The sequence below is a fragment of the Vibrio sp. 10N.286.49.B3 genome, assembly GCF_002873395.1.
Classification (GTDB): domain Bacteria; phylum Pseudomonadota; class Gammaproteobacteria; order Enterobacterales; family Vibrionaceae; genus Vibrio.
Genome location: NZ_MCUV01000026.1, coordinates 23,541 through 45,266, shown reverse-complemented (window position 1 = coordinate 45,266; position 21,726 = coordinate 23,541). Strand labels below are relative to the sequence as shown.

Here is a 21,726-nt window from a genome sequence, read left to right as displayed (position 1 = left end):
TCATTCGAAGTGACAAGCCAATGTGGATCTGGTTTATCAATTGCGAGTCTCTCTAAATGGTTCTCTGCCTAGCTGGGTGCGATCAATCCTCACCACATACAATGCAGATCATATTCGAGTTACTTATGTGCTCGATAATCAAGAGCAGTTCAGCAGTATATTCCAGCGCTATTCTGCGCCACTATATCAATCGACTATAGCTCTCGATCTTCAGAAGAGCTAGCTCAGAATTGTCCAGAGACGTGTTATGCCGCCATGCTTTGGGACAAGATCGACTTAGTGCTACTACCCTAAAGCGTTTCCGCCCCAAACTTTGTTATCGAGTGGTTTACTGCGTTTTGCTAGTAACTCATAATGCTATACATGAGCTGAAAAGACAGGGTTATGTAAAGTGAGGATGAATGAAGAATACAACCCCACAATCTATCGTCCCTAATTTGGATAAGTGGCCTGTTGGCTCGCATGAGCGCCTAATAAATGGGTATTGGGAGTTGGGTATGATGAGGTTTCATACTTTCACCAATGACTGTGGAGAAGACCTCCAGAATACATACAATTGCATCAACAATGGATTAGGGGTTCAAACGATCTACATCGACCTTCTCTCACTTGCAGGTGAAGATTACAGAAACAAGTCGCAAATCATGGATATCATTCGAAGTGACAAGCCAACGTGGATCTGGTTTATCAATTGCGAGGCGCTTCTAAATGGTTCTCTGCCTAGCTGGCTGCGATCAATCCTCACCACATACAATGCAGATCATATTCGAGTTACTTTTGTGCTCGATAATCAAGAGCAGTTTAGCAGTATATTCCAGCGCTATTCCGCGCCACTATATCAATCGACTATAGCTCTCGATCTTCAGAAGAGCTAGCTCAGAATTGTCCAGAGACGTGCTTGACCTCTACGGTGAGATAGCACTCATTGGGACAAAAGCGCCTTAGAGTGTCAATCGCTTTTGCTTACTTAAGGTCTTCATTTTTGAGTTACTTGAGAGTTACAGTAAAACCGTTACCATCTGTAGATCGTTTTGCGACTGAACCGGGGTTATCTTTTGCAAATTGGAACGCTTGTTTTGCCGTTGCAAACCATTGTTCAGCCGCTTGATTTGTAGGTACTGATGAGTAACTTCGACTAGAATCCCCTCTGCCTAAAGGAGTGTCATACCCTCGTCTATCTGAAGAGCCATCATCACCAAAAACTTCTCTATTAATTTGTGGTCGACGGTATATACTTTCTGACCATTCTTGACCATCAGGGGCAACACACGGATCCATGCCCATTTCTATTGCATAAGCAGCCATTGAACTCATAACATTCTCTCCTGTTAAGTCGTTTTGTTGAAATATTTGAAAAAACCAAGCGGGGCTTTATATTGTTTGAGCCTTTCGATGCGATTGTAAACTAAGTTGTCACCAACAAATCTGACACCGATGACTTGCTGCCTTTTAAAGTAGGACAACAAATACTCTATTTCTTTCTTGATAAGAAAATACTTGAATTGTTCAAAATCTAAATTTGGTAATAGTTTCACGGATGAATAACCAAAGTATAAGTGATTCAAGTGTTCATCAGTGATGCCCATATTGTAATGGTTACTCCAAGCTAATGAAACTAAGTCGCTAGCTAAGTAATTATATTGCAACTGATCAAAATCTATAAGGCGAACTTTACTTTCTGACCAGATGGTGTTTTCTAAATGACAATCTCCGTGACATACGCCCATATCTAAAGATTTCAAATTACTTAAAGGATATTTTTCAAGTGTTTCAAGAGATTCTAACAACAAAAACTTGGATCCATTGCTCAACGAAAAGTTGACGATAGAGTCTTCTATTTCTTTGGAGTTTATGCCAGAAATGTCTGATGGGGCAATTGAGTTTATTAGGTGTAGGGACGCAATTTCTTTACCAAATTCATTGGCATATTGAGCATCTATGCTTTTAGAACCAACATCCTTAAACCAAGGATACAAAGCCCCAATTCTCTGACCCTCGGGATAATTCAAACTAACGCTAAGCGAGCCAGATGATGAACGTCTTAAATATTCATGTCCATACAAAGATGAAGCAACCTGCTCGATATGTAACAGGCGTTCGAATGACATGCTTTCTAATGAATATACTTTGAAGAGGTACGAACAGGTGTCTCCATATAACTTGTAGACATCATTTTCTCTTGACTGAATTAAGTCTGCATTGTTAATCGTCACATCATAGGAAGTATTTACCAATTCAATAATTGACTCAACATTTGCAATTGATCTTGCAATAATTGGGTTAGTTACTTCACTCATCAACAACCTCAACAGTCTTATGCTGAGCACCATAGTAAGTGCCCTCATCAATGATGTAACGCAGTGCCACACCACAACTTGGGCAATCAACCCCTTCGTTTGGCTCAATGCATTCGTCTTCAATCCAATCCCAGCCCAAGTGGTCTTCACATTCGGGGCATTGCATAACGGCTCCTCAAGTCTCACAACTCTCTGAAATCCTCAGTGCATCTTCAATCTCAACACCAAGGTATTCAATCGTGCTTTCTAACTTAGCATGACCAAGAAGTAATTGAATAGCTCTAAGATTCTTCGTTTTAGCGTAGATCAAAGAAGCCTTGGTTCTGCGCAGTGAATGCGTGCCGTATTGCGTTTTATCTGCCCGATATCAGTAACCCATCGGTTAACCAGTGTGGTGTAGTAATGGTACGAGATGGGCTGCCCCTCACGGAGTGGGCTTGGAAACAGATAGTCTGTTGGTAACAACGAGTTTTGAATGATCCATTGTGACAAGGTTTGCTGCGTCTTGGGCGTGATTTCGAAGTGTACTTCCTGTTGGGTCTTCTGTTGCTTAACGATTGTTCTCGACATTACGCAGCCACTGCGACTGACATCTTGCACTTTTAAGTTACGTAAATCACACGAACGCAACTTACAGTCGATGGCTAAATTGAACAGCGCCAGCTCAAACAAGCGCTCTTCCAATTCAAGTCGAATACGGATGCGCCAAATGTCTTCTAGTTTGAAGGCTTTCTTCTGACCTACACGCTTTCCTTTATTCCAAGCTTCCATAATGTGCTCCTTACTTCATAAAAATGCTCTTTAAGTAAGGCAGAAATCAAAGACAATGCTGCATCCAGTGGTATGATTGACGGAATATTTCTATAACAAGAAAACTCCTAATGAATCAAACAGAACAACAGTATTTGAAAGAGCTTGAAGGCAAGCTTTGGAACGCCGCAGACAAGCTACGCTCAACGCTAGACGCAGCGCAGTACAAACACGCAGTGTTAGGTCTAATTTTCGTTAAGTACGTCTCTGATGCGTTTAAGCTGCGTCAGGATGAGATCAAAGCTGACATTGCTAACCCTGAGCACGAATACTACTTGGATCCTGCTGATTACTCTGAAGATGAGCTAGCGGCAGAGATAGCCATTGAGCTTGAACAACGTGATTTCTACACAGAAAAAAACGTGTTCTGGCTACCGACTGAATCTCGTTGGCAGTTCCTGCAAGACAATGGCCCATTGGTTATTGGTGGTGCTGAACTTGATATTAATGGTAAGCCGAAAAAAATCACTTCTGTCGGTCATCTTATTGATAATGCCCTTGAAGGTATTGAACGCGACAACCCGAAACTGAAAGGCGTACTGAATAAGTCATACTCTTCATTGAAGATTGATCAAGCCAAGCTAAATGAGCTTATTAACCTGATTGCTACCATTCCGTTTGTTCATGCAGACCTAAACAGTAAAGATATCCTTGGTCATGTGTACGAATACATGCTTGGTCAGTTCGCATTGGCTGAAGGTAAAAAAGGTGGTCAGTTCTATACGCCAGCATCAATCGTAACGCTGATCGTTGAAATGATTGAACCATTTGAAGGTCGTGTCTATGACCCAGCAATGGGTTCTGGTGGTTTCTTTGTTCAGTCAGAGAAGTTCATCGAGCGTCATGCAAACGAGAAGAAGGTTGATGCTCTTACTCAGAAGCAGAAAATCTCAATCTACGGTCAAGAATATAACCATACAACGTGGCAACTAGCAGCGATGAACATGGCGATCCGTGGTCTTGATTACGACTTCGGTAAAGAGCCTGCAAGTACCTACACTAACGTGCAACACCCTGACCTTCGTGCTGATTTCATTATGGCTAACCCTCCATTCAACATGAAAGAGTGGAACACGGGTGTTGATGATAACGATCCTCGCTTCAAATACGGTCAACCACCATCAGGTAATGCGAACTTCGCATGGATGCAGCACATGCTTCATCACTTAGCACCTGAAGGCTCTCAGGCGCTTCTGTTGGCAAATGGTTCTATGAGTTCAACGACCAACAACGAAGGCACTATTCGTCAGGCATTAATCGAAAATGACTTGATTGAATGTATGGTAGCACTTCCCGGTCAACTGTTTACTAACACTCAGATCCCCGCATGTATTTGGTTCTTAACTAAGAATAAGAACCCTCGTGTAGATAAAGCGGGTCGTAAACTGCGTGGTCGTAAGGGTGAAGTGCTATTCATTGATGCGCGTAACCTTGGCTTCATGAAAGACCGTGTACTTCGTGATTTTAGTTTTGATGACATTAAGAAAGTAGCCGATCTATTTCACGCTTGGAAAACGGGTGAAGAAGTCCATGGTGTTGCTTATGAAGATCAAGCTGGTTTCTGCAAATCAGCAACGCTAGAAGAAATCACCAAGCATGATTTTGTACTGACACCGGGACGTTACGTTGGCGCTACTGAAGAGCTAGATGATGGCATTCCATTTGGCGAGAAGATGGCAACGTTAACGGCTAAATTGAGTGAGCAGTTTTCAGAATCAGCAACGCTAGAATCTGAGATCAAGAAGAATCTAGCGGGGTTAGGTTATGAGCTGTAATTGGCCTACTGTAGCCTTAGGGAAATATTGTTCAAAAATAGGTAGCGGAGCGACCCCAAGGGGGGGGAGTAGCGTTTATTTGGATAGCGGTGAAATTACACTGATTCGTAGTCAAAATATTTACAATGATGGTTTTAAAGCTGAAGGCTTGGTTTACATAACTTCAGAAGCTGCTCAAAAGCTGAAGAATGTCATAATCGAATCTAATGATATTTTGATTAATATTACTGGTGATTCCGTAGCTAGAGTTTGTCTTGCACCAAAGGAGTACCTTCCAGCACGTGTTAATCAACATGTGGCAATTCTTCGTGTAAAGCCAGACGAGTTTGATCACCGTTACCTTCGGTACTTTTTGACATCAACCAAGATGCAAAATTACCTTCTTACAATTGCAAGTACAGGGGCCACTCGAAATGCCCTAACTAAATCGATGCTTGAGTCATTGGAAATTTCAAAGCCTCCTTTGGATATACAGAGAAATATTGGGGATGTATTAGAGCAATTTGAGAATAAAATCCTACTCAATACAAAAACTAACCAAACTCTAGAAGAAATGGCGCAAGCCATCTTCAAGTCATGGTTTGTCGACTTCGATCCAGTCAAAGCCAAGATGAATGGCGAGCAACCAGAAGGGATGGATGCAGCTACTGCCTCGCTATTCCCAGAAAAGCTTGTTGAGTCTGAGTTGGGTTTGATACCAGAAGGTTGGGAAGTTGGCACTCTGAGCGACGTAGCTAAATACTGCTCAGCAAGAACAAACACCGACACGATTACACTTGAAAATTATATCTCGACAGAGAATATGCTCGCTGAAAAGAAAGGTGTAACCGCTGCATCTAAGCTTCCAACAGCTAAAACGGTCGCAGCATATAAGTCAGGAGACATCTTAGTTTCAAACATCCGTCCTTACTTTAAGAAGATCTGGTTGGCTGAGGGAAGTGGTGGTCGCTCCAATGATGTTCTTGGTTTTGAATCAGTTAGTGCAAACAGTGACTCATACCTGATGAATTTGCTTTATCAAGATACATTCTTCGAATACATGACTAGAACCTCGAAGGGCGCAAAAATGCCGCGTGGTGATAAGACTGCAATCATGAACTGGGAAATGGCTGTACCACCAGTTGAGCTACGTGAAACTTTCTCCGCTATCGTCGATAAGTTTTATCAGTTGATTCCTCAAAATAGAGCACAAAATGCAACTTTGGTATCGTTACGAGATACGCTACTTCCTAAATTGCTTTCCGGCGAAATCGAGTTAGACATCGCAGAGGTTAACCTGAATGACTGAGCAACTATTAACAGCTATTGAATCTGGTAATCTGGCGTTATTGAAGGATGTGATTGAACAGCAGCCTGAGCTGGTTAATACCGTGTTTGATGAGCAGGGAGCAACGCCATTTGAGTTGGCATTGAAATTTGGTTTCTCATCATTGGCTGAAGTGCTCATCGAAGTGGACGGTTTTGATATTAATCATGCAGGCCATAATCCACTTCGGTTAGCAGTCGAACTAGGTTTCTTGGACATTGCTAAAGCACTGTTACACAAAGGCGCAAACCCTAACTATCGACCACAACAAATGAGCAGCGCATTGTTGCTTTGTTTAGACAATGAATATTTTGAACTCGCTGAGTTGATGGTCGAAAAAGGCGCTGAAGTTAACATTCGTAACGACAAGGGCTGGACACCATTAATTTGGGCATCAATGAAAGGTCGAATCAAAGCGGTTGAGTTTCTACTTAAGCACGGAGCTGCCGTCGATGTTTGTAACAATGATGGTTGGAATGCGGTTACGGGCGCGTACTTTAAACAACGCTTAGAGGTGGTAGATAAGCTACTCGCTGAAGGAGCGGTGTTCAGCGCGAAGTATTCAGAAGCGGCGATGCTGTCAGCGTATCAAAATGGGCATGTCAACATCGCTAAGAAGCTACTCGCTGATGGCGTAAATCCAGATGTTGAAAATGAAGATAAAGAAACGATGCTGATTATCGCTGTTACTAAAGGTGATGACGAAATGATAAAAGCGCTCGTTACTGCTGGTGCGAATCCGAATGCAAGAAATAAAGATTCACATCCAGCGTTATCCTTATTAGCTCAAAATGGCAAAAATGAATTTATTTCGTTGCTTATAGACAAAGGTGCGGATGCCAACCTTCATAGTAAGTCTGGTAGAACGGCAGCAAATTGGGCGGCTACTTATAATCAAGCATCCACGTTAGAGTTGCTTAATAGTAATGGCGCTAACCTTAACTTTCGAAATAAAGACGGCTGGTCTCCATTGATGGTTGCAGCAGATAAAGGCTATTTAGAAACGGTTAATCAAGCGGTTCAATTAAATGTAAATTTAGAGTTTCGAACGTCAAATGGTAATACAGCTCAAGATCTTGCCAGAATAAGTGCCCCCAAAACTAAATATGGCGCTTTGAAGGAAACCAGCTTCTCACAAATTACTGAATTGCTAGAACAGACGCGCCAACAATGATTGCTCAAAGTTCCGTTTTTGATGCAGTCCGTCGTGGCTATAACGAGCTAGAGCTTGCAAGTAACGACGAGATCCTTGATTACTTTGCTGATGTTAACCCTGATGCTATGTCAGGGCATATCAGCAACATCAAAGGCATTGTTTTCGAACAAGAGGTTGTGGCTGCACTCAACGGGCAGGGTATGGATGCCATGCTCTTTGAAGCAACCAACCATCCTGTTTCTGATATTGCATTAATGAGTGATGGTGATATAGCGGCTGAAGTGCAATTAAAAGCGACCGACAGTGTTTCTTATATCAACGAGACACTTGCTGAAAACTCAGATATCCCAATTCTTGTTACGAGTGAAGTTGCCGATAGTTTTGATAACACATTGGTGATCGATTCAGGAATTGATAATGCAGCATTGACTGATACGGTGTCAGAAACATTAGCTGGTGAAATGGTTCACAGCGTAGGTGAATCTGTAGCAAGTGATGTTGCGAGCGAGGGCTTAGCAGAACTCGTAGCTGATGTAGCAATACCAGTTAGCCCGATTGGGTTCGGAATTGGCTTGTTATTTGGGCTGCCATTCTAAGTGTTGTGCTACGAGAATAATAAAAAAGACTTTCGAATTTGAGGGAATCATGTGATCACAGAAGACCAGTTAGAACAAGAATGTATTAGGTGGTTCACCGACCAAGGTTACCTCTATAAAAATGGCTATGACATCGCACCTGATGGCGACGATGCAGAGCGTGACGATTACCACCAAGTGGTATTAAAACAGAGGCTATTAAATCAGTTAACAATTATCAATCCAGAGCTTCCGATAGAGGCACTGAATGATGTGGTTAACACGGTATCTTCCCCCGATACGCCCATTCTCATTAAAAACAACCGTGCCTTCCACAAGTTTGTGATTGAAGGAGTGCCTGTCGAATACACGGATGTTGAAGATGGCGAATCGAAGACAAAGCATACTCACGCTCAGTTAATGGATTTTACGACGCCAGATAACAATGAGTTCCTTATCGTGAATCAGTTTACGATTACAGGTACAAAAGGTAATCGCCGTCCTGATGTTGTGGTGTTTATTAACGGCTTACCAATCTCAGTCATCGAGTTAAAAAATCCAGCCGATGACCATGCCGACATTTGGAATGCCTTCAATCAGCTTCAAACCTACAAAGATGAAATTTCAGATCTGTTTGTTTTCAATGAAGCGTTAATTGTCAGTGATGGTTGGACGGCTCGCGTTGGTTCATTAACGGCAAATAAAGAGCGATTCTTACCTTGGAAAACAGTCGCTACGGAGGACGATAGACCGTTATTGGAATTTCAATTAGAAACCATGGTTCGTGGCTTCTTCAAGCAAGATCTACTCCTCGACTATATTCGTTACTTTGTACTATTCGAAACCGACAACGACAAAATCATCAAGAAAATTGCAGGTTATCACCAGTTCCACGCAGTGAGAGCGGCTGTTGAGGCGACGGTTCGTGCCGCCAATACCTCTGGTAACTTCCTTGAGAGCACTATCCCTGCATTAGAAAAGATTAAGCAAGGCAGTGGTAAGGCTGGGGTTGTTTGGCATACTCAAGGTAGTGGCAAAAGCATCTCTATGGTTTGCTACGCGAGTAAACTGTTACAGCAAGCATCCATGAATAACCCAACGATTGTGGTGGTAACTGATCGAAATGATCTCGATGGTCAGCTTTACAACACCTTTGGGATGGCGCAAGAGACGTTAAAGCAAATACCTCAACAAGCGGACGACCGAGATGCGTTGCGTGAGCTGCTTTTAAATCGGCAGTCTGGCGGCATCATATTCACGACGATTCAAAAGTTCGCTTTATTAGATGAAGAGACAGAGCACCCTAGGCTGTCTGAGCGAAGTAATATTGTTGTCGTTTCTGATGAGGCGCACCGCAGCCAGTATGGCAACAAGTCAAAAATGGTGGAAGTGAAGGACAAAAACGGCACTGTAACGGGTCACAAGTACGTTTATGGTTATTCCAAGTACATGCGTGACGCACTGCCTAATGCTTCATTCATCGGCTTTACAGGCACGCCAATCGCGATGGATGATAAAGACACGCGTGGTGTATTTGGCGAATATGTTTCTATCTATGATATTCAAGATGCCGTTGACGATGGTGCAACGGTGCCTATCTACTACGAATCTCGCCTTGCAAAGCTTGATATTAACCAAGATGAAATTGAGCAGCTTAACGATAAAGTTGAAGGTGAAATCGGTGAAGATGAAGAAACGGCAGATCGTGAAAAAGTAAAATCAGAGTGGGCAACATTAGAAAAGCTGGTAGGTGCAGAGCCTCGCATTGAACAAGTTGCAAAAGATCTTGTTGAGCACTTCACTACTCGAACATCGACATTTCCCGGTAAAGCCATGATTGTCTCGATGAGCCGAGAGATATGTGTCGATCTCTACAATGCTATTGTTGCTATTAAACCAGAGTGGCATCACCCAGATACCGATAAAGGTGCAATTAAGATTGTGATGACTGGCTCTGCATCAGACAAAGAAAAGATGCAGCCTCACATCCACGATAAGAAAACCAAAAAGCTATTCGAGAAGCGTTACAAGGATACTGACGATGAGCTTCAGCTCGTCATCGTACGAGACATGTGGCTAACAGGATTCGATGCACCTTGTTGCCATACCATGTATATAGATAAACCAATGAAAGGGCATAACCTAATGCAGGCGATTGCTCGTGTAAACCGAGTCTTTAAAGATAAGCCCGGTGGCTTGGTTGTCGACTATATTGGTATCGCTAATGAGCTTAAAAATGCACTAAAAACCTACACTAATAGCCAAGGTAAGGGACAACCCACCGTCGATACGGCAGAAGCGTTTGCTGTACTAATGGAAAAGGTTGATATCATTCGAGGTATGTTCGCAACCCCCGTTGATACAAAGGTATTCAACTATCGTCCGGACTTTGAATCGGATGCATTGCGCTTGTTACCGGGAGCAGTTAACCATTTGTCAGGTTTATCTCATACTGACGCTAACGGAAAACAAGTCAGGGACGGAAAGAGGCGATTCCTCGATGTGATGGCGGCTTTGGCTAAAGCATATTCACTGTGTAGTACTATGGATGAAACTCACTGTTATAAGAACGAAATTGCCTTTTACTCTGCGATCAAGACAGCTTTTATCAAGCACTCAACGGTAGACAAGAAGCGCACTGATGAGGAGCGCAATACAGCATTGAAGCAAATTCTAAATAATGCAGTTGTAGCCGATGGTGTTGATGATATTTTCACTATGGTTGGGCTTGATAAGCCAAATATCGGGCTTCTCTCTGAAGAGTTCTTAGAAGATGTTAAGAACATGAAAGAGAAGAACCTTGCCGTAGAGCTGTTAGAAAAGCTGCTTCGTGATGAGGTTAAATCTCGCATGAAGAACGACGTCGTACAGGAGAAGAAATACTCTGAACGTATTATGTCGACGCTGCAAAAATACCATAACCGCAGCATTGAAACGGCTCAAGTTATCGAGGAGTTGATTCAATGGGCGAAAGAGATGCAAGAAGATGGAGAGTTATTAGATAAGCTGAACCTCTCTGTCGACGAAATAGCTTTCTATCGCGCATTGGTAGACAACGAATCCTCGGTTAGAGAACTGGGTGATGACAACTTACGTAAGCTTGCCATTGAGTTAACTCATCAACTGCGTAAGTCAGCAACGGTTGATTGGCAAAAGAGAGATAGTGTTCGTGCTCGTATGCGCAACCTCGTTCGTCGATTACTACGTAGATGGAAATACCCGCCAGATGCTGCTGAAGAGGCGATTAAGCTTGTGCTAGAGCAAGCTGAAGTGCTGGCAGATGGGTGGTATAAGTAAAGTAATCGAAGATGGCAGGCATAGTAGCTTGCCATCTTCACTTTTTTCACTTGATAATTATTTTTCCTGAAATAACTAAATTTCGGAAAGACGCATAGTCATGGGAATAGATGTACAAAAGATGTGGAGCTGTTTTTCCCCTCATAAACTCGCACATGGCAAGCTGCGTTTTTTGGGGTAGGCTAGTTGGGTCAACCACCTTGAATGGAGTGCTGTCATTGAGTATGAACTCTTTCAACTCCGGAACTGATAAGTCTATGTTAACCAAACTTACTTCTCCAATGTCTGTACGTTGGCTTGTTTCAAGATTTTCTTGGGAGCGGGCCCTTTTTCAACACATGGGATTGTGAATGCTTCATTAATATTCCCAGCGGATGTCATTGGAACTTTATTGCCATCACTATCTCTTCGATATCGAGCGACCCGGCGAACACTCACTTTATTACCTGAAACAGGGATGCCTAAATGCAGGTTCCACCCTTTAAAAATAGCTGATAACTTGCATAAAAGAGAGTAACTTGTTGACTCATGGACTAGTGATTGTAGGTAATTACGGACCTGATATTCAATGTCATCTTCAGACTCCAGCCCTAGGGAGGAAATAATCCGAGTGAGGTAGGTTTCTGGTGACAGGGGCAGTGTTTTGTTCAGTTCATAATCCTTTAGCTTTTGTTTAATCATGTAATGAGCGAAAGCGTAAATCGCCTCAGAGACTTGAGTCTCAAGTTTATGTCGTTTTACTATTTTAGAAATAAAATCAACAGATAATGCAAGCTCTTCGTTTTCTTCAACATATGCTAATATTTCAGAAGGTTGGAAAGATGTGCCTTGAGTACCTCTGAATGCATAAGGGTTAGACGTCATATCAAAGGCTTTTGATAGCATAGCTACACGAGATAGCACTTGAGCGTTCACTAGAACCCCAGCCATCTCTAATACCTGCGATCTAGAGCGCATATTACCCACATCAATATTTGCAAATGACAGATCGTCAGTTACATCGTAAATAACAGGAGCAATGAAACCTTCATTCGCTTCATATGAAGCTTCTAGGCGATGATGACCATTGAGAATCTCGCCCTCGACAGAAATGATAATTGGTTCACCAGTAAGGCACCATTTTCTTTTTTTCATTAATTCTACGTACTTCTTAACTCTTGCTCTGCTTATTTTTCGATTCTTATTATTAGGGTTAATTGCTCCACGTCGGGAAAACTTTAACATATCACGTGCAATCTGAGGGCTGATATAGATGACAGTATGCTTCAGTGTTGTTTTAACTGCTTTTACCCCTGAGTAATAGCGAGCCCTAGATTTAAAAATGCCTTCAAGCAGTTGAGGAGGTAGCGATTCTGCTGTTTTTAATAGTTCTTTTGAGCTAGCTAAATAGCTATTACTTTCTTTCTCATCGTATTTAATAAACAAACTATCAACGATAGAGCTTTCTAAGATCTCACCTGATATCTCATTATGATTATCGGTATTTTTGTCTTTCATGTTTTGACCTTTTATCTGTGGCATTATCGCTATTAGGAGCAATTTGCGCTTTAACTCTTTTGATTAGTATTGATCCGACATACATGTCGGATCAAGTTGTTTTTTTGAGTTAAAGTCCACTTTTTCAGTAACTGGATGAAAAGTTTTGAGTATTTCTGATAAAAAAATTAGTGGCATGTTGTTTCGTTCACATGGTCGGACGCAGCACACTTTGATTACCACAATGCCGATGGCTGAGGTCGCTTCATACTTTTCAACCAGTAACCTCTTGCCAGAATTGAGGTGGGCGATTGATGCTGCTGTGAATGCTAAAAATATTGAAAAAGTCGAACAGATACTGTCTGAACTACAAAAAAACGCTATTGAACATTCGGTAAGTGCGCCTTTGTCGCTAACATTTGCAGTTATCGATAAACCTACTCTTACTAATGCATCACACCAGTTACCGACCTTGATTTACAACACCTCTAATACATATGTCGTCGGTAACATTTTGGGCTTGACTGCTATCTGCAAGATCTTAGGGTTAAAAACCTTCTTATTTAGCTCTAGACTGACTGTTAAAGAAGCGAATCAACGAAGTGAGCAGAGACAACGTTTAGCAATGGAGGGGGTAGAAGTCCGCATTGTGTTTGATACTGAACAAGGTTTGAATACTGATAATGTCATTGAACTATTTAAAAAGAGCAGTATTTTCGAGTCATCACTAAGCCTTCCACATCTTCTTGGTGGAAAGAATTTGCTACCCGATGATGATTTTCCATTGAAGCCTTTTATTGATCAGTTGATACGAGACGCTGATATTGAATCTTATGGTGGTGTGAATTTTGACTCCAAACATGTGAAAACTTCAGAGCGTTATATCACCACGCAATACGTACTTTTTAAGTTTCTGGTTGGTGCTGTTGCCGGAGTGGGAACACAGGAGTACAGCAAAATGTCGAAAGACATTAAATTGCCTAATGGGACAAGTCTTACTTCTGTCTTGTCTGATGACTATATGGAGAAAATTACTTTCTTTTTGAGGGCATGGCTTGAATCATTGCAAGAGATCTTTCTCAAAGATCGTTCTGGGTATCACTTGTCGCCACAGGTCTGGCAGGCACTTGGTTTGACGATTCATGAATTAGTTAGCAATGGGGCGTCACTAAGTGAGTTGAAAGCGGCTGGTAAAGCATTAGGAAGGCTTGATTACAGTAAGAATGCCATACATTGGAATGATTGCTCAGTAATGGAGCTAGATGCTAAAGGGCGTATTTACAAGAATGCGGCCACATCGACTCGGTTGTTTAGGGTAGGGTTGTTTGAGTATTTTATGCGAGAAACTGAAGTGGTGAATAGTCTTAGGGTAAACGATAACTAACCAACCTTAGTAGTTTGTGTTGTACTTTTATTCATTTGAACCACTGAGCATAAATAAGCTAGCTTATCGATGTTCAGTGGAACTATTAATGTCTTTGCTGAAAGAATTAATTAATTCGTCCAACCCTTTTCTTAGGTCTGTGTTGCTTATTTCCCCTTTGTTTAATTGTTCCTTGAAGTATTCTAGCTGGCGCTCGACTAGCTTGACCGCATTTGATAATGAAACAGCACTATACACTTTTGCATAACCATTCAGTTCTGCAAATATGAGGTCAATGTAAATATCGAGGGAGTTTAAGGTTGAGTGTCCCGTCCATTGCTGCAACTGTTGCTTAAGCGTGTTTGTATGAAGTAATTTTGCTCGAAAGTCATCTTTGCTATTGAGCTCATCATCAGCAAGTATTAATTCCTTTAGTTTTTCGGTTACGAAAGCATGACGCCACCTATGAGGACTAATAGGAGTTTTTATCCCAAGTTTGTTTTGCCACTCTTTAATATAAGTTGTCCATGTGCCAGCACTCAATTGTTTTCCTGTTGTTAGGCTGATAAAAAGATAATCATGATTTACTTTTTTGCTTTTCGTCACCTTTTTCCTTACCTTTAAGTAATCAGAGATACTTGTAATAAAAATACTTGGTACGGGAACCATGCGGGTATATTCTTCAGTCCCCTTTCTTTTCAGAGTCACCAATTTCATTAAGCCAGTTTGCTTTGCATTCTCAAAATCTGTGAGGGTCATTAGACTGAGTTCTTTTACGCGAGCCCCCAGCTGTTCCATTGATGTGTAGAAAGCCATGTCACGCCTACGTTTGTCTTTTCCTTTTTGAGTTTTAATATACTGCCATACTGCGAGCGCGTCCTCTTCACCAACAGGGTGGCGTTTCTTTCTCTCGTCAGGATCTGGGAAAGAAGTGTGTTTCTTTGTAGTACCATATTTATAATTCTTGTATCCTTCGGGCTTAAACTTATACTCCTTTTCAGTAATAATTATTGAGCTGCTTTTGTCCGTACCAATGGAGTTATCTAAATCATGGAAAGACTTGACAAAACACAGAAAATCAAGACATTGAGCCCCAATAGTTATTACTGTATTTGTTTTTCTCAATTTTTCTCCATTTGTTTTAATTTCTCTTTGTAGGTTATGTATGAATAGTTTAAACAGTGAGTTATTCAGTTGTTCAAAGGAACTCAAAAGAGGTTGTTCTTCTACAAAACGTACTAGATGATAAATATTATAAACTTTAGTACGAATAGTACTGGATTTTTTGCCATTTAAAATTAACTGTTTAATGTATGCATTTACTTCCACACACGGAAGCCCGTTGCTGTACGTCACGAATTGTATATCAATAGGCTTTCTAAATTTTAGACTGTTATCAAGCCCAATATGTGTCCATTGTTTATGGTTCTCTAATTTAATTACTGGCATTTAGAAACCTTTGGTATTCTTCTTGGGAATTTTTATATGCTTGAAATTGATTAGTGTAATCCAGCTTCAGTCTGATCTCATAGTCTTGATCTTTATAGAGGTCATATCGTGCATCACTGGTTCCGTCATATACGGCAAGCTTTTTGGTAAACGAGCGTAGTTCATCAATAATATTCGTTAGGTTGAAACAAGCAAAACGAAGTGATTCCAGTTCACTATTTAGCTCATTGACCTTCAATCTCAATCCAGAGAGTGTTGCTTTGTTAGGTTTATCTACCTTGGGTTCCTGTTCTTTATCTTCAATGGCTGTTTTGGCATTGACTCTAAGGATATCGAGACCTTTGTACTTTCTTTTTAAAGTATCATTGCAATTGCTTTTTAGGGTATTGAGTGAACATGAAGTAATATTAAGGACTGGGTTATCATACTGCGCTAAAGCCCCTTGAGAGCGAAGTGCATGAATTAACTTATCATCATTTGTAAAATTATTGGGCTTGTTGATTACGTCAAGTAAAAGTTGTTCAGTCTTTATTGCTTTAATTTGGTTTACGCTTAACTTTTTCATTTAAATGTTCCTAATCGAGATCTTTGGTTTTTAGTATTAAAGTGAATGTTTGGATTTTTTTGCCACTTGCATCTGAGATGGAAAAAAAGTCGGGTTCTAGAGTAATTGAGCCATCCTTCAACATATTAAGAACTTCGTACTCGATCATTTGCTCGGTTTCAATCTGATCGATACTTGGGATAGTGTGATAAGACTCATCTTTAAAGCAGTCATAAGCCTCACTGAGTGAACTAACATCAATTGATCGAGAGTTATTACCTAATATTCTATTTGCTATAGTCTTTCTCAGGATCTCAATACTTTCTGTGTCATATAACTCAGACGATGGATCTATAAGACTACGAGTGATTGCTGTTGCTTTTACTCCTAAGAGAACGGCACCACTTTCCAGTTCTGAAATATAGTTATAGAGATGCTGCACATCAGAGTGGGCTAACATCCACCTAAGTGAATCCATTCCTTTAAATCGCTTTGACCAAAAAAAAGCCATTGCAAAGAAACGTCTAAGTTGATGTTGCCTTACATAAAGTCGCCTTAATTCTACGGTGCTATATTTTACCAACAGCGTCTCATGGTAATCGCAGGCATTATCAAGGTTAGTATTATAACTCTTGTGGTCTACGCAGCCGATCTTCCCAATGGTCGGATCTAGTGTATTAAATAATGACAACGTACCATAGCTCAAACCTCTTTTATTCATCCCAATATTAAATTGCTCTAATTGCCATATCATTTTTGCAATTGACCGTGGTATAGGTCTTTTAGCTAACTCTTTTTGCCCCTTTTTACCACCTACTCCTGTTTTTTTTACTTTGAATTTTAGATCGTATTGAGTGTTACCACCTTTCTCTGTAAATGGGTTTATATTGGGTACCAAATTACCATGCTCTTCTAGCTCAATTAGTTCATCTTGTCTTCTTGCCACTGTTGCTCCAACAAGGATTTGTATTGAACCTTGTAATACAGAAAATAGATCGAATAAACTTTCTCCAGATCGAATTTTTTTGTGTTTATCTAATTCATCTATACCTAAAGGAATAATTTGTTTAATCCCTTTTTTTATGTATTCAGTACTTAGTGTGTTTATTGCTTCATACTCAAACCACCAAGCTCGCTCTGTCGAAGGTAATTCTCGATGCAAAGATTCATTAAACTCTTTAGAGTTCAATTTGGGTCTTGTAGGGCTTGTGTCTGCTTTAGTGGATTTTGAGTTACCAGCTTCCAGTAGTTTAAGTACTTCAGATAGTAGAGTTGTAGTTTCATAAGGGGATGTCGGTTCTACTGGCAAATGTTCTTTAGTAAACTCATAACAATCTCGGAGAAGGTTAAATATGACCTCTGGTGGTACTGTTTTAGTCCTATTAGGGGTTTTCTCTATCGTCTGCTCATTCTGCATAACGTTAATCGCCAGTACTTTTTTACCAATAATATTAGGTTGAGCTGCATCAGTTCTTCCAATATTCGTATGAATTAATCTAATTACCTGTATATAGTTTTCAATAGCTGGTTTAGTAATTCCTTTGCTATAGTCTTTGGAATCAATACGAGGGTATTCGGTTTTTAATACAGGGGGGATGATGACTATTTCCGGGTATACAGGTATATTTAATTTATTAATATCTAACACTTTACCCTCAAACAGCGATGAAGCAAAAAAAGCTGAGTTGCCTGTATATCTTATCCCACCGTTAGACTGTTTATAGAAGCCGTTATTAAATAACCACTTACACGATTTTACACGATCATTTAATAGTAGTTTATTTTTATCTTCAGATAATTCTTCGAGTAAATAAGGATATTCTTTAGAGAAAGCTTCTGCATCTTCATCGGAAATAGTATTGGCGGCATTATCAAGGAGATTTTTAATTCGTGGCTCTATTCCATAAATACCCAATACATTACCACGTGCGCTAATAGAGGTAAGGATACTAAGCCAAAAGTCATCATTAAACTTCTGAAGATGGTTATTTGCGAGTTCTTTTTTGTGAGCGTTTATTAAAATGGAATTTATCATAGAAACGACACGGTTGAACTTGGCTCTAGCAGTAGTAGCCGTTATGAAATTTCCACCATTATCAAATGGGTTATCAACAGCTATAAGCCAGTACTTGAAAGCGTTTAAAAGTTGACGGTGTTTATTTGATGTAATAGGTTTACCATCATCAAGAATTATCGATGTCCAATCTATCTCACTAATTTTTTGTTTCGATTTTGCTATTTTTTTTTGTGTATCTGACTGGAAGTCGAAGATCCAGATATCATCTTCAAAATCACTGACCAACCACCAAGGTTTATCTTTTAAAGCGCTGTAAATACCAGTATATACGTTCGTTATTTGTTCTAGACTTGTAAAGTTACCATTTGAAATAGCTTGAGAAATCAGAGTTTCTAATTCCTCTTTACCTAAGTTGATAACTTTTTTATTACAGTCAATTATTGAACGCATAATATCATTTCCTTGAATTGTTGTGTATCCAACGGGTTGGATTTCGCCTCATGGAGCATGCGTGTTAGCTCTTTATCTGCGCTATATTGTTCTGACTCCAAGAGGTTAAGAATAAAAATAGAAGACTCATACCAGTTATTGATAATATCCGTTAACTCATTATATGAGTTTTCTTCGATAGTATTCCTAATCGCTATTAGTACCTGCAATAATGCGGTACCAATAGTGAATGTGGCTCCATCAAAGTCGTATTTATCGACGTAAATGTTCTGTGACCCAGTTGAAGCGGCTTCAAATTGAGAAAAGCTAGGAAGCTCTGAAAGAGCATGATTTTCGAGGAATTCATCTATTTCATCAGCAGTCATATCAACAGCTTCTAAACGATAATCTGAGCCTTTTAGAGCCTCAAGAAGTATGGCGTTTTGAAACTGCCTAATCCAGCGGTCGTTAAAGAAGTCCATTAAAGGTTTAGGTAGGTAACTGCACAACAGAGTGTAGTTCATTTCTTTGTGCCCAAGAGCTTCAGCTACGGCAGTCATGGAGTGCGTTTCCAAATAGGTTAGAAGAGCCTTATTTCTTCTAACTGAACGAAGGGACGCCATATCTGCAATGACAGCTGCTTCCTCTTGAGTAATAAGTATTTCATTGGAAAATAATGATTTATCAGTCATCCAACCAATAAATGTTGGCGACGTGTCGTAGCTTGTTAACCTGCTTGACTGACTAGCCTTGTTTACATTCGCAGTGAGTAACATTTTCCGCCAAGAGGTATCTTTTTTATTCCTGAGGTTGTCGCGAGCTATAGCGGTGTGCTCGATGAGGTATTCAACCACTTCCTTTGAAAATTCGTTTAAAATGATTGGTTGTTGAGCTTTTGATAGACCTCTACGACGTTTAACACTATCAATTAAGAATTGGTTTCCAGATTGGATAAAACCAGTTTGATCGCCATTCTTGTTAAATAGCTCCCACTTTTCGAGCCAAGATGGAGTAATTTGAGGATGCTGTTGAATCAATAAGTTACACATAATCGCTAGGCTAGCGACAGTTGGAAGATTCAATTCATAATTAAGATCCCGTGAGTTGCCTGCAAACCCCAAAAAACTAACGTAACCTGATTTCTTCCCTGCGATTCCATATGTATGGAATGTGGCAACTGTATTTGCAACATGCTTATCTCCTACAGGCACATCTGATCCATAGGCTCGTGTCAGTGGCTTTATTACGCCGCTGCAACGGTACAAGTCATTGCGCTTGTCAATTTTTTTAAACTCTTTGAATTTTGTATAACAAATGTGGTGAATGTGTTTTAAATCTCTCTCAACCCTTGATTGAATAATGGTTAAGGCTTCTTCATCCTTTATTCTCAAAGGGATATCTGCAAACCATCGATCTTTTTCGATTTTTGATGCTTGACCTCCGATCGAAAAAGTGAATATAGAATCTTTTGGTGACTTCCATATCGGAGTCACAAATGGCTTAATTGGAGGATCAAATATACCTGTTTGGATGAAGCATTTCTGAAAGTGCTCTACTGACCTTTTCCATGTTAGAAAAAAATGTTTGGGGTCGTTATTTTTAGCCAAACATTCAGCAAAAAGAAGGTTCATGATTTTGAGGAAAAACTGATGTAGGTTTTCGTGATTCAATTGGTCATTAATGTCTTTTTGTTTAGAGCAAACTATGGACATCGCTCTGAATAGATTATTGAAGTTATTAACTACAGTACGAGCTGAAGACTGAAGCATTTTTGAGGTGTAATCGTTGAGAGCATTATGTAACAACGTAGCAAATTCTTTGCCGTGCCCTGTGTAGATTGGATCAAGAAACAGCTCATACTCTTGACCATTTTTGCTAACCGCGCGCCACCCATTGAGATAATCGCGCTTGGTGTTATCAATGCTCAGGGCGTTATACCTATCGATACACCTGTGTAAATCATCTGTAATATAGTTAGTGGAGAGTTTAATTTTCTGAAGTTGCAGGCCTCTTTCTTTGGCTAGGAGGCTAAAGGCTATTCTGAATGGGTTAATTAGGCTATACGAGCAATCTCGCTTTACTTCTGATTCCTTATGTAGAAAACCGATAAATTGTTCAAAATGAAGATTCAGAGCAGAGGCATCATTCAGGATATCAATACCACTATACCCCTTTGACTTAACTAGGTAACAGAAGGATGCATAAATATTTAATTTTTTCTGTATTACAGCACCTTCTACCTTGCCTTTAACTATAGAAGATTGCGGGAAAATATCGTTGGAAAGGTGGTGAGAATAACAGGGTGATAGAGACGAAGTGATTTGAGATAGCTCTTTTAATATCGGGATTCTCATATGCGTACTGAATTATATAGTGTGTATAATCTTTAGCCTAGTAGACAATTGACAGTTGTCAATTAAAAAATCTAAAGTATTTGGCAATAAAATACAGTTTAATTATACGGTTACGAATTTATTGACAAGATTTGATATTGGGAGATTAAACTGGCGATCAAAGTAGATCATCATGCCGCCAAAGAAGTTAGACAGTAGATCCTTTGCCGCTAAACCAACAATTAAACCACCTACGCCACCAAAAGTCAGTAAGCCAGATAAGCTTAACCCAAAGGCTTGCATGATGGTCAGGGTACCGATGGTGATAAAAAGTAGGCGTGCGACTTTTGCGATGGCTTGAACGGTGGTTTCATCGCGCTTTGCCTGCGCTAATACATAAATTTCTATATTATTGATGAAGCGCAGCAGTGCCCAGATAAAAACACTAATGATGAGAATAGACTTTAAGGTTCCCAGTCCATTGATAACATCACTCGTTTGCCCTTCGAGGATAAAGCCAAGTGAGAGAGTGGCAGGCCATAGCCAAATAAAGCCACTTACCGGAGCCTTAAGCGACTCGAGTACAAGGTTATCCCAGTGAAAGTGCGTTTTTTCAGTCAGGGTATGTAATCGGCTATACACCACTCGCCATACTAACCAAGCAAACAAACTGCCGAGAGTGATTAAAAAGACGCTTAAGACCCATTCAGATTGATGGGTAGTGAGGTAGTTGTGTATTGTACTGATCAATTGATTCACAAGCCTTTATTGCTATATCAAACAAGTATGGTGTTGAAATTACCAGAAAAGAGACATTTTCTCTATGATCAATAGGTTGTTTATGCGGATTAGAAAGCTAAGGGAAGATGTTAGAAAAGCAATACTGGATAAAAACCAAT

At 40.3% G+C, this 21,726-nt stretch carries 14 protein-coding genes and 2 pseudogenes; 6 read left to right on the top strand and 10 right to left on the bottom strand.

All coding sequences use genetic code 11. The annotated features are described in order from the left end of the window. Window positions 1-987: 987 nt before the first annotated feature. The 4 genes and pseudogenes from BCU68_RS09900 to BCU68_RS09890 form a co-directional block, all read right to left on the bottom strand. On the bottom strand, window positions 988-1,314 hold the full coding sequence (locus BCU68_RS09900) for a hypothetical protein (protein ID WP_102564614.1): 327 nt from the start codon (window positions 1,312-1,314) through the stop codon (window positions 988-990). A gap of 14 nt (window positions 1,315-1,328) precedes the next feature. Continuing rightward, window positions 1,329-2,297, bottom strand: a complete 969-nt coding sequence (locus tag BCU68_RS09895) for a phosphotransferase (RefSeq protein ID WP_157935190.1) — start codon at window positions 2,295-2,297, stop codon at window positions 1,329-1,331. Next, complete coding sequence (locus BCU68_RS17040; protein WP_198591716.1) at window positions 2,290-2,463, bottom strand: hypothetical protein; 174 nt, start codon at window positions 2,461-2,463, stop codon at window positions 2,290-2,292. Before BCU68_RS17040 ends, BCU68_RS09895 begins: the two co-directional genes overlap by 8 nt. A gap of 9 nt (window positions 2,464-2,472) precedes the next feature. Further along, a pseudogene (locus BCU68_RS09890) lies at window positions 2,473-3,068 on the bottom strand (tyrosine-type recombinase/integrase). Between the two features lie 110 nt (window positions 3,069-3,178). Between BCU68_RS09890 and BCU68_RS09885 the strand changes: the two are divergent. From BCU68_RS09885 to BCU68_RS09865, 5 genes are read left to right on the top strand one after another with little or no spacing between them, the layout of a single operon-like run. Continuing rightward, a complete protein-coding gene (locus tag BCU68_RS09885; protein WP_102564612.1) occupies window positions 3,179-4,882 on the top strand; it encodes a class I SAM-dependent DNA methyltransferase in 1,704 nt (567 codons plus the stop codon). Beyond that, window positions 4,872-6,170 carry a restriction endonuclease subunit S gene (locus tag BCU68_RS09880; protein WP_102564611.1) on the top strand — a complete coding sequence of 433 codons (1,299 nt, stop codon included), beginning with the start codon at window positions 4,872-4,874 and terminating at the stop codon, window positions 6,168-6,170. Before BCU68_RS09885 ends, BCU68_RS09880 begins: the two co-directional genes overlap by 11 nt. After that, on the top strand, window positions 6,163-7,362 hold the full coding sequence (locus tag BCU68_RS09875; protein ID WP_102564610.1) for an ankyrin repeat domain-containing protein: 1,200 nt from the start codon (window positions 6,163-6,165) through the stop codon (window positions 7,360-7,362). The genes BCU68_RS09880 and BCU68_RS09875 overlap by 8 nt, the downstream gene beginning before the upstream one ends. Next, window positions 7,359-7,940 carry a hypothetical protein gene (locus BCU68_RS09870; RefSeq protein WP_102564609.1) on the top strand — a complete coding sequence of 194 codons (582 nt, stop codon included), beginning with the start codon at window positions 7,359-7,361 and terminating at the stop codon, window positions 7,938-7,940. Before BCU68_RS09875 ends, BCU68_RS09870 begins: the two co-directional genes overlap by 4 nt. 51 nt (window positions 7,941-7,991) lie before the next feature. Next, complete coding sequence (locus tag BCU68_RS09865; protein WP_102564608.1) at window positions 7,992-11,216, top strand: type I restriction endonuclease subunit R; 3,225 nt, start codon at window positions 7,992-7,994, stop codon at window positions 11,214-11,216. A gap of 270 nt (window positions 11,217-11,486) precedes the next feature. Here the strand turns inward: BCU68_RS09865 and BCU68_RS09855 are convergent, their stop codons facing one another. After that, window positions 11,487-12,713 carry a ParB/RepB/Spo0J family partition protein gene (locus BCU68_RS09855; RefSeq protein WP_102278205.1) on the bottom strand — a complete coding sequence of 409 codons (1,227 nt, stop codon included), beginning with the start codon at window positions 12,711-12,713 and terminating at the stop codon, window positions 11,487-11,489. A gap of 223 nt (window positions 12,714-12,936) precedes the next feature. Between BCU68_RS09855 and BCU68_RS09850 the strand changes: the two genes are divergently transcribed. Next, entirely contained in the window at window positions 12,937-14,076 is a 1,140-nt protein-coding gene (locus BCU68_RS09850) for a hypothetical protein (RefSeq protein WP_102564607.1), read from the top strand. Between the two features lie 63 nt (window positions 14,077-14,139). On the opposite strand, the gene BCU68_RS09845 is transcribed toward BCU68_RS09850, so the two are convergent. The 5 genes and pseudogenes from BCU68_RS09845 to BCU68_RS09825 all read right to left on the bottom strand — a co-directional run. After that, window positions 14,140-15,504, bottom strand: coding sequence for a tyrosine-type recombinase/integrase (locus BCU68_RS09845; protein ID WP_102564606.1), 1,365 nt, complete (start codon window positions 15,502-15,504; stop codon window positions 14,140-14,142). Further along, on the bottom strand, window positions 15,491-16,069 hold the full coding sequence (locus BCU68_RS09840; protein ID WP_102564605.1) for a hypothetical protein: 579 nt from the start codon (window positions 16,067-16,069) through the stop codon (window positions 15,491-15,493). Before BCU68_RS09840 ends, BCU68_RS09845 begins: the two co-directional genes overlap by 14 nt. 10 nt (window positions 16,070-16,079) lie before the next feature. Beyond that, complete coding sequence (locus tag BCU68_RS09835; RefSeq protein ID WP_102350424.1) at window positions 16,080-18,515, bottom strand: integrase; 2,436 nt, start codon at window positions 18,513-18,515, stop codon at window positions 16,080-16,082. Continuing rightward, window positions 18,503-20,848 (bottom strand): hypothetical protein, encoded by a 2,346-nt coding sequence (locus BCU68_RS09830; RefSeq protein WP_102350425.1) that lies wholly within the window; start codon window positions 20,846-20,848, stop codon window positions 18,503-18,505. Before BCU68_RS09830 ends, BCU68_RS09835 begins: the two co-directional genes overlap by 13 nt. Before the next feature lie 153 nt (window positions 20,849-21,001). Continuing rightward, window positions 21,002-21,586 (bottom strand): annotated as a pseudogene (locus BCU68_RS09825) (mechanosensitive ion channel family protein); the annotation flags it as partial. Between the last annotated feature and the right edge of the window lie 140 nt (window positions 21,587-21,726).